The sequence below is a fragment of the Dolichospermum circinale AWQC131C genome (assembly GCF_000426905.1).
GTDB classification, from domain to species: domain Bacteria; phylum Cyanobacteriota; class Cyanobacteriia; order Cyanobacteriales; family Nostocaceae; genus Dolichospermum; species Dolichospermum circinale.
This window is the reverse complement of sequence record NZ_KE384639.1, coordinates 5,780-20,283: the sequence shown is the minus strand read 5'-3', so window position 1 is coordinate 20,283 and position 14,504 is coordinate 5,780. Positions and strand designations below refer to the sequence as shown.

Annotated in this window: 12 protein-coding genes; 4 read left to right on the top strand and 8 right to left on the bottom strand. The window is 37.5% G+C overall.

What is annotated here, in order from left to right:
• The first annotated feature begins 54 nt into the window (after window positions 1-54).
• The gene (locus ACIR131C_RS0117990; protein WP_196811804.1) at window positions 55-651 is read left to right on the top strand and encodes a hypothetical protein; all 597 of its coding nucleotides are present in this window, start codon (window positions 55-57) and stop codon (window positions 649-651) included.
• Between the two features lie 106 nt (window positions 652-757).
• Here the strand turns inward: ACIR131C_RS0117990 and prmC are convergent, their stop codons facing one another.
• The 3 genes from prmC to ACIR131C_RS0117975 form a co-directional block, all read right to left on the bottom strand.
• Entirely contained in the window at window positions 758-1,657 is a 900-nt protein-coding gene (gene prmC / locus ACIR131C_RS0117985; protein ID WP_028091312.1) for a peptide chain release factor N(5)-glutamine methyltransferase, read from the bottom strand.
• 243 nt (window positions 1,658-1,900) lie between these two features.
• Window positions 1,901-2,674, bottom strand: a complete 774-nt coding sequence (locus tag ACIR131C_RS23255; RefSeq protein ID WP_035372433.1) for a Tic22 family protein — start codon at window positions 2,672-2,674, stop codon at window positions 1,901-1,903.
• Between the two features lie 148 nt (window positions 2,675-2,822).
• Window positions 2,823-6,467 (bottom strand): coiled-coil domain-containing protein, encoded by a 3,645-nt coding sequence (locus ACIR131C_RS0117975; protein WP_035372432.1) that lies wholly within the window; start codon window positions 6,465-6,467, stop codon window positions 2,823-2,825.
• Window positions 6,468-6,912: 445 nt separating this feature from the next.
• Between ACIR131C_RS0117975 and ACIR131C_RS0117970 the strand changes: the two genes are divergently transcribed.
• Both ACIR131C_RS0117970 and cobT read left to right on the top strand, forming a co-directional pair.
• Window positions 6,913-7,623 (top strand): DUF2232 domain-containing protein, encoded by a 711-nt coding sequence (locus tag ACIR131C_RS0117970; protein WP_028091310.1) that lies wholly within the window; start codon window positions 6,913-6,915, stop codon window positions 7,621-7,623.
• Window positions 7,616-8,749, top strand: coding sequence for a nicotinate mononucleotide-dependent phosphoribosyltransferase CobT (cobT, locus tag ACIR131C_RS0117965; protein WP_028091309.1), 1,134 nt, complete (start codon window positions 7,616-7,618; stop codon window positions 8,747-8,749). Before ACIR131C_RS0117970 ends, cobT begins: the two co-directional genes overlap by 8 nt.
• On the opposite strand, the gene ACIR131C_RS0117960 is transcribed toward cobT, so the two are convergent.
• The 4 genes from ACIR131C_RS0117960 to ACIR131C_RS0117945 form a co-directional block, all read right to left on the bottom strand.
• Window positions 8,730-9,086 carry a hypothetical protein gene (locus ACIR131C_RS0117960; protein WP_028091308.1) on the bottom strand — a complete coding sequence of 119 codons (357 nt, stop codon included), beginning with the start codon at window positions 9,084-9,086 and terminating at the stop codon, window positions 8,730-8,732. The genes cobT and ACIR131C_RS0117960 overlap by 20 nt on opposite strands.
• 382 nt (window positions 9,087-9,468) lie before the next feature.
• Entirely contained in the window at window positions 9,469-10,590 is a 1,122-nt protein-coding gene (locus tag ACIR131C_RS0117955) for a ferrochelatase (protein WP_028091307.1), read from the bottom strand.
• Window positions 10,591-10,847: 257 nt separating this feature from the next.
• The gene (locus ACIR131C_RS0117950) at window positions 10,848-11,402 is read right to left on the bottom strand and encodes a DUF1634 domain-containing protein (protein WP_028091306.1); all 555 of its coding nucleotides are present in this window, start codon (window positions 11,400-11,402) and stop codon (window positions 10,848-10,850) included.
• A 2-nt stretch (window positions 11,403-11,404) separates the two neighbouring features.
• A complete protein-coding gene (locus ACIR131C_RS0117945; RefSeq protein WP_028091305.1) occupies window positions 11,405-12,241 on the bottom strand; it encodes a sulfite exporter TauE/SafE family protein in 837 nt (278 codons plus the stop codon).
• 386 nt (window positions 12,242-12,627) lie between these two features.
• On the opposite strand from ACIR131C_RS0117945, the gene ACIR131C_RS0117940 reads away from it, so the two are divergent.
• Window positions 12,628-13,425: a sulfite exporter TauE/SafE family protein gene (locus ACIR131C_RS0117940; RefSeq protein WP_028091304.1), complete on the top strand. Its 798-nt coding sequence runs from the start codon at window positions 12,628-12,630 to the stop codon at window positions 13,423-13,425.
• A 257-nt stretch (window positions 13,426-13,682) separates the two neighbouring features.
• Here the strand turns inward: ACIR131C_RS0117940 and ACIR131C_RS0117935 are convergent, their stop codons facing one another.
• Entirely contained in the window at window positions 13,683-14,177 is a 495-nt protein-coding gene (locus ACIR131C_RS0117935) for an RrF2 family transcriptional regulator (RefSeq protein ID WP_035372430.1), read from the bottom strand.
• Window positions 14,178-14,504: the final 327 nt, after the last annotated feature.

The following is a 14,504-nucleotide window of genomic DNA, read 5'->3' as shown; positions in this document are numbered from 1 at the left end:
CATTTAAAAAATTGGTTCACTAATTGTTGTTACTGTACCTCATAACACCGGGAAGTGCTGTATGGTTCTCCTTTGAGTAAATTTGCGGTGGTTTGGCCAGCTATCGTTCCTATCAATAAGGATAACTCTGTTTTTTCTAAGGACTTTGAATGGATTAATGTTTATGATCCTACTGATCCTGTGGCAGATAAAACCAAATATTTTGACTTAGAAAACTATCGGGGGAAAAAAACAATCGAAATAGCTTATAAAGCCGAATTAATTCATTTACTAAGTCATATTGAGTATTTAACTTATCATCCCAAGAGAAAGAACCCCTTAGTAAAGCAAGTAGCAACTTGGTTACTTAGAGGCGGTAACTTTGAGCTTGTAAAAGAAAAAAGTTGGGGATGGCCGGACAATGCTTGTATACGAATATATCAATTTATTCGTTATATAATATGGTTCTGGTTGGGTTTACTCGTTGCTTGGATGTTGGATTTATTCGTTTCCAACAACTTGGTGGAATTAATGGAGGATTCTAAATTAATTCAAGGTGACGATAAGATTACCTATCTAGATATTTCTAATCCACTATTATACGTTGTACTAGCAGGCATTATTGTGTTCTTTGTTGGTATTGTTGCTCGATTACAGAAGGACAGGTCTTGAGAGTTTGAAAAATGTCAAGACTAATTGCAACCACTTTTATGGGAACACGCCCACAATTGGTGTTCTTTTATTAGAATAAAATCGGTTAAATCCTGTCAACCCTGATTTAGATATTTTTACGAGCTACAGCAAAGCGCTCAATTCCGGCTAAATCAGCATGAATGGAAATATGGCTATAACTACCATGATTTTCTAACAATTCGACCACGGTTTCTGCCTGTCCCGCCATCATTTCCACCAACCAAACCCCACCAGGACGCAAATAATCGGGGGAAACTGTGATTAAATGACGGATATGGTCTAAACCATCTTTACCACCGTCTAAGGCTAAATGTGGCTCGTGTTTAACTACTTCCGGTTGTAAAGTGAGGACAGTATCACTGGGAATATATGGCGGGTTTGATATCATACCACTAAATTGACCTTTAAGAAATTCCAAGGGTTGCCACCAAGAACCGTGATAAAATTGAATTTTGTCCCTAAAACCCAAATTTTTAGCATTGGTTTGGGCTACTGTTAACGCAGCAGCACTAATATCTACAGCATGAATTGTGGCATTTGTCAATACCTCAGCTATGGAAAAAGCGATCGCTCCGCTACCAGTTCCCAAATCCGCCCAGTGTCCTGCTTTCATGTTATCATCAGCAGCAGCGATCGCTAGATCAATTAACATTTCTGTTTCTGGTCTGGGAATTAAGACTCCTTGGTTAACTGTGAGTTGAAACTTGCGCCAAGATGTCATACCTGCTATATACTGCACTGGTAAACGATCATTTAATCGCTTTTGCCACAATTGCTCTAATTCTGTTAAAGACAATTGTATGGGGATTTGTTCCCAATTCTTGAAAGTTTCTAACCGCAACGCTAATCTGTCTAAACTCGTAATTGTTTGTAATAGCCAATCTACTTCCATTGGAGCTATGTCCGATGCTGTAGCGGACTGAATAGACGCATTGCGCCACTGCCAAAGTTCTAAACCAGAAACTATTTGATTTGGCTCTAACATACTGAATATTACGGGTAAAGATGATTTGGTGTTGCCTTATGGTAGTATGAGTTATGTTTCGCGCCAAGACGCTAAGGAGCAAAGACGCAAAGTTGGAGATTAGAGGTTTTTGGCTATTCAGTTTGAGAAACCATATCTTATGATTTCTATTACACAATAGGGTAAATTAGTCAACCATTAAAAATGTCTGGTTTTTTATACTCCAATTTATCAATACTGCTGATAAGGCTTCGGGGTTGGGGATTATTTTTTCTTTTGTTGGTTTGAAGGTAGAGAACGAAGAAATTCTATTGACTCTCGTGAGGGAAACAACAAAATTTTACTAGTGTTGGGGTCTTTGCTACTATTGAGTGTGTTAATGACTCCATCTAAACCTACCACTTGAATTTCTGTATTCTTTGCTTCCTGTGGTCTGGCTTTTCTGAAGGCTTCTAAATGAGCCACTGCTTGTTCTTTATCGAAATAGAAGGGAATGTAAGGTTCATTACTTTGGGAAATAGAAATTGTCAAATAGTTATTTCCCTGTTTAAATTTCGGTACAAATAAAGGAACACCATTAAATTGCTGAACAGGTTTCCCACTGGAAGTTAAAATACTTTTAGCTGAGTCTACTTGTTGTTTTGTGGGTACTAAGGTAAAAATTACCTCGGAATCTTTTCTATTTTTACCTTCTAACACCAGGTTATAGTAGTAAGCTAAGGAGACGGTTTTTATTTGGATAGTGCTTGCTAACTGAGGATTTTCTTTTTTCAGCTTGCCTTCGAGAAATTTTTGAGCATCTTGCTTACTAATAAAAAAGCCTATTTCGGAAATAGTTTTGGATTGATTTTTTCTGGAAATAATTAAAAATTTTCCTTGAGAATTAACAAAGGTAAATACTGGTACTTCCCGTAATGTTTTTACTACTTGCTCCTGTGGTAAAGCTAATGCTTGGGAGTTATTTATTCCTGATATTCCCGCAAATATCACAGTCCCCGCAATACCTAAAGTTACGCCCCAACGAACTAATGATTTCATGATTACTCCTCACTTTAATAATTTAATTAATGTCAACAAATATACAAATCATTGTTGTATTTATATACATTAATCAGTTTTAGTAATGTTTTATAAAACCCATTACCTATTACCAATTACCCATTACCCATTACCCATGGCCTACCTTTTACACCTGACTGTACAAAAGATAACTATAAGGTTCTTCTAGAGATTGAACGGTACTGGATTTTATGTTATCTAAATAACGTACTAACAACTGGACTTGTTGAGAATTGGGACGATAGGAAAGATTACCTTGTTTTTCAAATAAAGGTGATATACCGGAGGACACAGAAGCTATGGCGTTGTAGTCAGGATTTTGTTGGGAGTTATGAGTCAGCCAAAGGTTGTCTGTAGTAGTGGGAATTAAACCTGGGGGTAGTTCACCTTCCAGGAAGGCTAATAATCGCTGTTGACAGATACGGGTATTAATACCACGACTTTCAAACAACTGCAAGACTTCACCAAAAGATAAAGAACGTTCAGGTAATAGTTTCAGCAATTCAGAAAATAAGAAATAATCTGTGTATTGTTGCTTAGGTATGTCTAGAACTTGGGGATGTAAAGGTAACATTGCTAAACCTAATGCCACCCGACTACAATTGGGAGTACCATTTTCACCAAGATATAAGTCTTGGATAATCTTAGCATTAGGCAGTTTTTGCCGCAACCAACGGTTAATAGTACCCACACCGGCTACACCACCGCTAACAATAACTTGATTAATAGCTCCGGTGGGAATACCACGGGCTACTAATAATTTATTTAGTTCTCGGTTCAGACGACGGACAAAGGGGACAAAAACTTGACTTTCTAAATCTCGGCGTTTTAATATCCAACTCTGGTCAGCAAATTCTAGGGTAAAGGTTTCTTGATGCTGTAAAATCAGCTTTAAGGCCAAAGCAGCATCTAATAATGCTTGTCCCAGAATGGAACTTTCTAAATACTGCTGGAGACGAATCCGCGCTTGTGTATCTGGTTCTCCCACTTTAGGTAATGTCAATGCTTCTAAACTCAAACTAGAAAATTGCATTTCGTCTAAACCAGGAATTGAAGGTTGCCAATGCCAAGGATTAATATTAGCAGATTCATGATCATCTTGTCCAGCTTGGCGAGGTTGACGGGATTTCGGTGGTAGTAGTAACTGACAGATAATATCCTGTTCGATGCCCTTCCCAGCATAGGTGAAACTGTGAAGCATGAAATCTTTGTGTGTTAATTCTCCCAAGTTTGCTGGTATATCTACTAGTGTCATTTCTGTAGATATTGCACCAATGTTGATAGCTAAGGTATTACCAATCACAGGGTAATCAGTAGTTTTTAAAGGTTGTAAACCTTGATTTTCGCTAATTTGGATCAATTGGCCATTGACACTATCTAATTCTGGTAGTACAGTAGCGATCGCTTCTTCGACAAACAAGATTTGTTGAGGATGGGAGACGAGTTGACTGGTAAGAATTGCTTCCCGGATATTAAAGCGATATTGTTCTGTCCAATTAGCAGGACAAGTACAAATTACACCAGCAATATTTTTAATCACTTTAGAGAAAGTTGTTATATTCATACCCACCGCATTAGCGATTAAAGCGGGTGTGGTGCTGGTTTGACTGGATCTTAAAGTTAAGAGTAGTTTTGAGAGGGATCTAATGATCCAAATTAATGGACCTGCGGAAAATTGATTTAATTGTAACATTGGTTCCCATTTTTGGCGTTCTTGCTGGTAGGGAACTGCTATTTGTAAATAAGGTTTTAATTGTGCTGAATAAAGATGATAGGGAACTGATGATTGGGGTAAGGGTGATTCTCCATTTTTCTCCTGAGTATTAGCTGCATTTGTAGGTAAATAAACTTCAGCAGGTAAACGAAATGATTGCTGAAAATCAGTATTGTTATTTGGGTTTTCTGCTGACCAATAAATTGGATAAACTACTAATTTGGAGTGATTTAATAAAGCCGCAGAAATTCCGGTTGTTCCTACATCAATTCCTAAATACCAAATAGAATTTAAAGTATCGTCTGGAGAAACATCATTATTTTCACCATGGGTTGGGGGCTGAATAGCGGTAATTGGAGATTGCTGACTAGTAATTGAAGCTGGGAAAACATCTTCTTTTTTCTCTTCTATGTTGGCTACAGTTGTTAAATCTGAATTTACTTCCTGATCAGCAATTTGAACATCTAAATTAGTATTAGTGGTAGATTTCTGATCATCATCTAATGATGAATCAAAGTTATCCAATAAAGATACTAAATCTCTTTCTAAAGCTGTAGAAATAGTAGAAATATAGTTATCAAAACCCAAATTCTGATTTTCATTTTCCGTGGTTGTTGGTAATGTCACCACAGAGGTATCTGCTGGATTAATTTCTGGATTATCCAATAGGTTTGATGTTTCTGACGAGATTTCTTCATTGCTATGATCAACCAATAAGTCAGTTAAAATTGCAATTGTATCTGTACTATTTGGTTCTAATTCAATTGTGGCTTTACTTTCTTGAGCAGTATCAGAAATTATTGTTTGATCATTGTAGTTTTGATCATCTGGTGATTCACTGATTGGAATTGACAGCAAATCTTCTTGTGGTTCTGCTGGGATAGAAACTGTTAGTAAATCATCGCTAACAACTTCAGAAGTGGTGGATAAATTGCTATCTTCTCCGAGCAGAGGATCATGATAAAATGATAAATTTGCTGGTGAAGAAGTTTGAGGATTAGAGAAACTTGCATAAAGATCATCTACTTGATCAGAACTTGTTAAGTCTAACTCATTTGCAGATTTTGGTTGTTCCTGTAATAACTCTGTTTCCAGAGAAACTGATGTTATTTCCTCCGCAGAAGTTACTCCAGATAAATCTGGTATTTTCTTTAATTCTTCCCACCCTGGATACTCTGCTATATCAGGGTTGACAATAGAAATCAATGGCTCACTAATTAGGGATTGCTGTTGTAAATATTGAGTTAAATTATTCAGGAAATTTGCCATTAATTGTTCACCTTGCATCCCCTGATTGTGCATTTTTGCTAGTGCTTGGGATAGGGAATGATAATAGGTGTTAATATTGCGTTCTAGAGCTTCAAAAACAATATTTACAGTTCCATCTAAGGAAAGCAAACGTTGATCTAAATTACGTGCTAAATTTGCTAACTGTTCTACCCGTTCTGCTGATTCTAAAATGGGTTGAATAGCAGCAGTAATAGCTTCTAAATTCTGTTGATTAGAATTAATTATAGGACTAGCGTTTAATTTTAAATGCGCGTCCAAGCGACTCATGAGGACTTCTAGGAATTGAGAAATAATCTGCTCTTGGTTTACGAACTGCTGACCAACGGAACGGTTTTGCAGTTGCTTTTGTTCTAATTGTCTAATTTCCTGGATCAGACTGGCTCTTTCTGCTAATAGTCTTGATAATTCCGCTTGTAAGGGTTGAAGTAAAACCGTCAGTTCTTGTTTGCTTTCTGTTGAAATCTGATTTGGCTCTGATGGGGTTAAAGTAGACTCAAAGACGGTCGAGGAATGACTCTGTTGGTTAAATTGCGTCAACAAAGATGAAAACGGTTTTGTGGCCGATGGCTGATTTGTTTCGTCTGGAATTTGATCCTTTGATACTTGATTCTGGCTGAGTTGAACTAAAAAGTCATGTACTCGTTGTAGAATCTCTTTTTCCCTTGGTTTTTGGTGAGACAGGAATTTAGAAAGACCTTGACTACTGTGGGACAGTAAGTGATCAATATCTGCAATTAGTTGCTGAATTTCATCAGTATGGGAAGTCACGTTAATTTACCTGAGTGAAAATTGGAGGTTAATGTGTAAAACTTGATAAGTACGGAAGTTAGTTGGCTGAAAATTACTTAATTATACATTTATTCTTAAAGGTGGTACGGTGCTGTTGATTCCTTGACAATTATGCCATAATTGCTAAATTTTTGTGATATTTAATCTAGTAGAACGCTAATGGTAAAATACAAGTTCTTTGGTAGGTTTTTGCGCTATATTAACATTGATCAATTACCTCTAACATCATGTCCGCCCAATTACTGACGATATAGTTGATCATTGTATTGCCTTTTCCCAATTACCAATTACCCATTACCAGCCTCAACAGATATGATCAGTGTTCAACCAGACATGATATCACATCTAGATAAGTAAAAAACCACACATCCAACTATTCCTGACCAGCTTTGGCAAAACCATAGTTTAATTTAATTACCCCCCCATGAGTATTGTTGATTCCCTACCAGAAGAACCAGAGGCAGATCCATCTCTTGCATCTCCTACCCAAAGCCAATTACAGTATCAATGTCTCAGTGTTGATAGTCCTTTAAGAATGGTGGAAACGGCTTTTTTAGCTAGTACGGCGAGTTTAATTTGGTTTATTAATTTTTACTTCCCTCTAGGTCCAGTATTACGGGTACTTTTTCCTATACCCATCGCTTTAGTATATTTACGTTGGGGTAACCGTGCAGCTTGGATGGCCGCAGTCACTTCTGGTTTACTATTGGCTGTGTTAATGGGACCTGTTCGCAGTTTGTTATTTGTTATGCCTTTTGCCTTTATGGGTGTGTTATTAGGGGCTACTTGGCATCGTCGTGTACAGTGGATAGTTTCTATCATTTTAGGGACTTTGCTGGGGACTGTAGGCGTGTTTTTTCGACTGTGGTTTTTATCTCTGTTATCCGGTGAAGACCTATGGGTTTATGTGATTAACCAAGTAACAGAAATTATTAATTGGATTTTTTTACACTTGGAAATATTGACAACTCCCAATTTATTATTAATTCAATTAGGAGCGATCGCTTTAATTTTTATTAATAATTTTATTTACCTATTTATAGTCCACCTTGTCGCTTGGTTACTCTTGGACGCTGTTGGTAATTCTATTCCCCGGCCACCACGTTGGGTACAGGTGTTAATGGATTATGATTAATATATACACACAGGTAGCTCTTGGAGAAGCATGGCTGCATCGCTATCAAGGTAAATTACCAATATTTGCCTGTGTTTTAGGATTCACGGAAACTGGTTTAATTCCCGGTATTTCTGCGGCTGGTTTAACTCCAGAAGACCGCAAATATACGGCTTGCGCTGATGCAGAATTTCTCTATTACGGGGCTGAATATTACCCTAAGTATCCCCTCCCTCCATTGACTTCGGGCGCGTCTCCTGTGCTGATTTCCCGGTCGGTGGTGGCTAATTTACACATCCCTGTTTACCTGTTTAATGCGGGATTATTACATATCCCACCTGTACCATTAATAGATTTAGGTGGTATGGCCGCCAGGTGTTTAAGTCAGGGTGCGGCTATGGATATAAGTACGGTTAAACAATTGTTAACAGAGGGATTACGCTGGGGTTCTCAATTAAGTTGTGATGCTGCTAATAGTTATTTAATTCTAAGTGAGTGCGTCGTTGGGGGAACGACAACAGCTTTAGCTATTTTAACTGGGTTGGGTATTGATGCGGTTGGTAAGGTTAATAGTAGTCATGCTGTGTGTAATCATAAGCAGAAATGGGATTTGGTACAGACTGGATTGGCAAAAATATCATCCTCAGTTGATCCTTTAGAACTTGTAGCAGCGGTAGGAGATCCAATGCAAGTGGTAGTAGCGGGAATGGCGATCGCTGCTAGTCGAAAATGTGGGGTATTATTGGGTGGAGGTACGCAAATGTTGGCGGTATATGCTTTAATTCAAGCGATCGCCCACACATACGCCTTATCCTGGAAACCCGCAGAAATTGTCATTGGTACAACTCGCTGGGTAGCGGAAGATCCTACCGGTGCAACAATTGATCTAGCCCAGAGTTTCAGTAAAAACAGCATTCCTCCTTTATTAGCAACAAAATTGAGTTTTGCTAATTCTCGATATCCCCAACTTCAAGCTTATGAAAGGGGTTTTGTGAAAGAAGGTGTTGGTGCTGGTGCGGCCTGTATCGCTGCTTCCTTAGGTGAAAATTGGCAGCAAAATCAACTGTTAGCGGCTATAGAAGCACAAATGGAAAAACTTAGCACCAACCAAAAAACTCAGCCAGAAACTAAGAAATCCTCTGCCTAAGTAACTGTTCTTCTAAGGCTGCAATACGGTGATAAGCTGCGGTTAACTGGGTTGTTAACCGTTGAATTTGAATTTCTGGGGTGATTTGTCTATCTCTGGCTTGATAATTCGCGTCCGAATAGACCATAGAATCTGTTAAAACATCTTTATGCTCCAATTCTTTGGACTTAGACCCTTGAGGCTGTTTCTTTTCCAGATAATGTTCTATGGCTGGTAATTTCTCCAAAGATGAATCTGACAAGGCTTGGGATAGCCGCATATCCAACCTGGCAATTATTTCATAGATGGCATTAACTTTCTGGGTTAAGGTGAGAATTTGTTTTTCTAGTGATTCCATTTAAGACCTACATCGAAAAATATTGGATCTATGTTATTCACCTTACTGACGATTTTAGCTATACTTATGGATTATTTAACTTTTCATGACTTTTTCGCTGATGGGAATGATTTATGTATAGAGGTAAATCAATAATATTGATAAATTAATCTAGTGATAATTAACACCTTGGCATCAAATTAAGCAGTCAAAGAATCAATTAAGATGGGTAAATTTTGAAGATAATAGAACTTACACAAGTGTCACACCAAAAATCTGTTGTCGGGTGCGTGAGACTGGATGCCAGCAAATAAACAGATTGTTGATATCTGACGCACCCTACGAATGTGCCAATTGTGTAAGTCCTGGTTTGTTTAGATGCGGTTTCTCACCGCCCTAATTGCTAATGATGATGGTGATGATGAGTAATAACTGAATGTGAATTAACAGCCATTCCTTCTGTTGCCATTAACTCAGCAATATGTACATTTGCCCATTCAGCAGCCATAGCTAAAAATTGGGGATGATCATTCACACAAGCCATTTGTAAATAATCTACATCTGGATGTTGTTTTTCCAAATCATGAATAATATGGTGAACATCTAACAAAGTTTCATGATTTTCTGTAGCAAAGCCAATAGGCATAAATAGAATTACCTTTGCACCCAATTGAATCAAATTTTGAGCAGCTTGGGTAGCATTTGGTTGTGTCCATTCAATTAATGGGGTATCATGATTCAACCAACCCACAGAAATTAACGGATAATTGTTAATTAACTTGTTTCTAACTAACTCGTACATGGCTTGACTTTCATCAATTCCTGATGTAAAGCCTTTGGCTTTGTGGGGACAACCATGATTCATGAGGATAATACCAATTTGCGAAGGTAAATAACCTGTAGACAAATCAGTATGAATTTTTTCTTCTACCAAATGCGCCATTAAATCAATATATTTTGGCTCATTATAGAAGGAAGGAATATATTTTTGAGCTTTAATCCAATGTTCATCACCATCAGCTAATTCTACCAGGGCATTATTCACTTGTTCAATGGCAATACCGCTGGTAAAAATGGAATCAACCACCAACAATGGATAAATCAGCAGTTTGCTAAAACCTTGATTTTTAATTTCGGCTAAAACCTGATTTGGTAAAAAAGGAGCGCAGAAGTTAAAGGCTTTGAAAACTTTAACACCACTACCCCATTCATGTTGTAATTCGTGTTCAATACCTGCTCTTTGTCTTTCAAAGATAGCATTATGTGGGGAGATAAAATCGTGGTGTGTGTGTCCCCATTCATGACGATCAAATAATGCCAAAAGTTTAGCTAAAGGGGGATAAATCCAAGTAGGAACAGGAGCGAATTTAGCAGTCAGTAAATTTAAAGCTTGTTCGTTATAATTAGCAAAATCTTCGTAGCTCTCAACTTCGCCATAGCCCATGAGTAACACGGCTACACGGTCTTTAGTTGGTAGATGCTCGTGGCTATGGGTAGCGTGCAGTTTTTCCGGGATTACAACCACAATGAGTTCCTCAAGATAACCAAAACAAGGAGAGAACCCTAGAAAGTCCCTAGATTATTTCTCTCACTTCGTAGCATCATATCCTATCCGGGGGGATAGGATAAATATCAACACAAAAATACACATCTGAACAATCAAACTGCTGATTTTGGTACAAACCAAGGCTAGATTTGTCCTCAATTGCTATTCTACACCTTGGTACTTTAAACTCCTAAAATTAGTTGTATGATATTTTGATGTGTTTAAGGTCAGTTATATTAGTAATACGCCCCGACTATGCTGTAAGTTAAACTAGCAAGCACTAATGAGGTAATAATTACATAAATAAATTCTCCTGCTAACAAAAAAGTTAATAAAGAGATAATTACACGCAAAATAGGGACAGCAATTAGTATTAACATTCCTAGTTGAATGATTCCCTGAGAACTACCCGCAAAAACGGCATTGACTACACCTGTTGGTGAGTGAAATTGAGATTGTGTACCTATAAATACCTGATATTCAGCAATATCCAAGCCGTGATTAATTAAGTATAAAATACCCCCAGATAATACTACAAAACTAGCAATTAACACTCCATACATAAGCAATTTACTGAGTAAGTATTCTAACTTTTGTTCAGTTGTTGATTTTGTCAGTTTTTGATTGCTAACAATTTGATCATGATAATTCTGTATTGTGTGAGTCAGGTATTGTTCTGATAAATGTTGAAGATCAGAATCTTCTTCCTCCGGTTTAAAAGCGAGGTTTCCAAATTCTGTTTCCATTTGTGTTGAACAAGTCCACCGAAAACCAGAATTTAATTTATACATAATTACACACTCCCTATGAGACTGTTATAGACCATTTTTAATGCCATTAATACCAACACAAAGCTGAAAATAATTCTCAAAATCTGGGTTTTAGCGCCCATTAAGATTCGCGCACCCAAAAAAGCACCTGGTAATACTCCTAACATGACTGGCATGGATAAAGCCGGATCTATATATCCATGGGTTAAATAAACACCGGAAGAAGCAGCCGCTGTGACACCAATCATAAAATTACTCGTGGTGGTGGAGACTTTAAAAGGAAGACCCATGGCTTGGTCCATAGCCAATACTTTAAATGCTCCCGAACCAATTCCCAATAAACCGGAAAGGATTCCTGCTACTAACATAATACTGAAGCCAGCAGGTAAAGCATAGACCTGATAGGGTATTACACGGTCATGACTGGGGTAAGTACCATTAAGTTGCAGATATTCTGCTAAAGGATCTGGTGCAATCATTTCTGTTTGTTCTGGTCTGGGTCGTTGAGACAGGTATGCTGAATAAATTAGCACAACTGCTAAAATGAAGCAGAGTATTTTTACTGGCACGTGGACTGTCAGTAAAGCACCAATCAGTGCGCCAATAGTAGTGGCTACTTCCAGGAACATTCCTAAGCGTAAATTGGCATAGCCATTTTTAATGTATGTAGAAGCTGAACCTAAGGATGTGGCAATTACTGATACTAATGATGCACCAACCGCATAGCGAATATCAACACCAAAGACGGAAGTTAATAATGGAACTATGACAACTCCACCACCTAAACCCGTTAATGCACCTACTAAGCCAGCGCTAAATGACCCCAGCCAAACTAGTAAAGAAAATGCTAGTATGCTCAATTTTCAGCCCTCTTTTTTCAATCTATTTTCCCAAGACTGGTATATCCATAAGACAGCTATAAATTGCGTCTTCTTATTAGGCTACAAAATTTAGAATATCATATTTTCTCAATTGACTATTTATTTAGTTTTATGAAGAATACAATCCCACGTAACTGTAGTTTCTATGATCATCTCTACTATGCAATATCATCATAAAAATATGGATTAATTTATAGAGACTGACACTAGACTTTTGATCAGTTTAATGTTAAACTACGGTAAGTCAATCTAGTTTTAGTATTTTATGCAAATTTGAAAAATTACACCAGGGATTTTCACCAAATAGAAAAAGTGATCCTTGAATATTTTCACGTCACAACTAAAACACACTATTAAATAGGAATATGGACTACTTATTATTACCCATTTTTAGCTTTTTTATTGGCATGATTGTTGGTATAACAGGAATAGGTGGCGCGTCTCTGATCACTCCTATGTTGATTTTTTTCTTTCACGTACCGCCGTCTATTGCTATCAGTTCTGATGTTGTAGCTGCTACTTTAATGAAAGTAGTAGGGAGTTGGAAACACTGGCAACAAAAAACCATTGATGTGGATTTAGTTAAATGGCTGGCAATGGGTAGCGTTTCTGGTTCATTGCTGGGTGTAGCAGTTTTATACCAACTAAGAAAGACTGGAGAACATCACATAGATAGCCTGTTGCTACGGTTGTTAGGAGTAATGATTGTTATAGTCACGCTGACAGCACTAATACAAATGTTTTTAGTGACTTTTTTTCCCAAAATCAATTTACCCGAACTGCCACAATTAAATGTAAACACCAATAAAGGACGTTTGATTACCGTAATTATTGGTGGAATTTTAGGTTTCTGTGTAGGTATGACCAGCGTTTCATCAGGTTCTATTTTTGCGCTGGTTTTGATGACATTTTTCCGGTTAGAAGCCCGTAAATTAGTGGGTACAGATATTACTCAAGCAGCAATTTTATTAATATTTACATCTTTGGGACATCTGACATTGGGAACTGTTGATTTAAATTTAGTAATACCAATTTGGATTGGTTCTGTTCCGGGAGTGATTATCGGTGCGAAACTTTGTGAGATTATCCCTCTGAGTCCACTAAGATTTACTATTTATGGGATTTTAATGATGGTAAGTTGGAAATTAGTTGCACAAACATAATTACTCTTCGTCTCTCTACATTTTAATTTGTCTTTAAAGTGCAAGATAACAATTTGTAGGGTGCGTCAGACTGCATAAATCTTGCAAATAAACAGATTCTTGATATCTGACGCACCTTCACAATGATAAAACTCTTGTAGTCCGGGCATATTGCCCGCATAAGGTATACCTCATTCAAGCTAAACTTGCTGTAACAGTAACTTGGCATGAAAAAACCAAACTGTGTAAATAAATGTAAAATCGCTGAAAACCTCTTGCTAAATGTAATACATGGGACTATTTTGGGTGCGAGTCTCTGTTTCCTGGTACAAATCCTGGAGTGTATAGCTACGTAAAACCTCTATTGAGCCAGTATTAGCTTTTGCCCAGATTTCTAAAATCAAGGCTTTCTCTAGGGTTTGAGTCTCAGTGCTTTCTTTTTCCTTTCGTTCCCCCTCCACCAAAGTGACAATTTCCAGCACCGTAATTTGCCACGGGTCATTCATTAACACAAAACCCCCTTTAGAGCCGCGTTGACTCTGTACCATACCCGCACGTCGTAATTGAGCGAGAATTTGTTCCAGATAGCGTTCTGGTATGGGTTGTTTGGCTGCTATCTCGTTTATGGTCAGAGGAACTTTTTTATCATAATGCTTGGCTAGTTCTAACAGTGCTAGGAGTGCGTATTCTACTTTTGCAGAAAGCTCCAGAAGAGCATAGTTTTGGCTATTCCAATCTCTATTCAGATTACTACTCAGATTACTACTGTACATTGATGGATTTATAGGGTTTTAACCGCAATTTATTGTTATTTAAGTGTTAGATGTGATGGTATCACACCTATAATAAGTAAAATATCACAAGTCTATCGGAATTGTGGTGATTATGGACAAAATTCTGAAAATTGGTTATAGCTATTCGATATTGCGGTTATTAACTAGTTAAATCCCTGATTTCTACAGTCTGTACGGGAATTACAGCCTCTAAATACCACTCTCAGTCGGAAACTGGGGACGAGATTAAGCTACTGAAAAAACCCTAATGAACAAATAATCTTTGTACTGCGGCGCTGAAATAATTATTATTTTTAAGTTTCTATG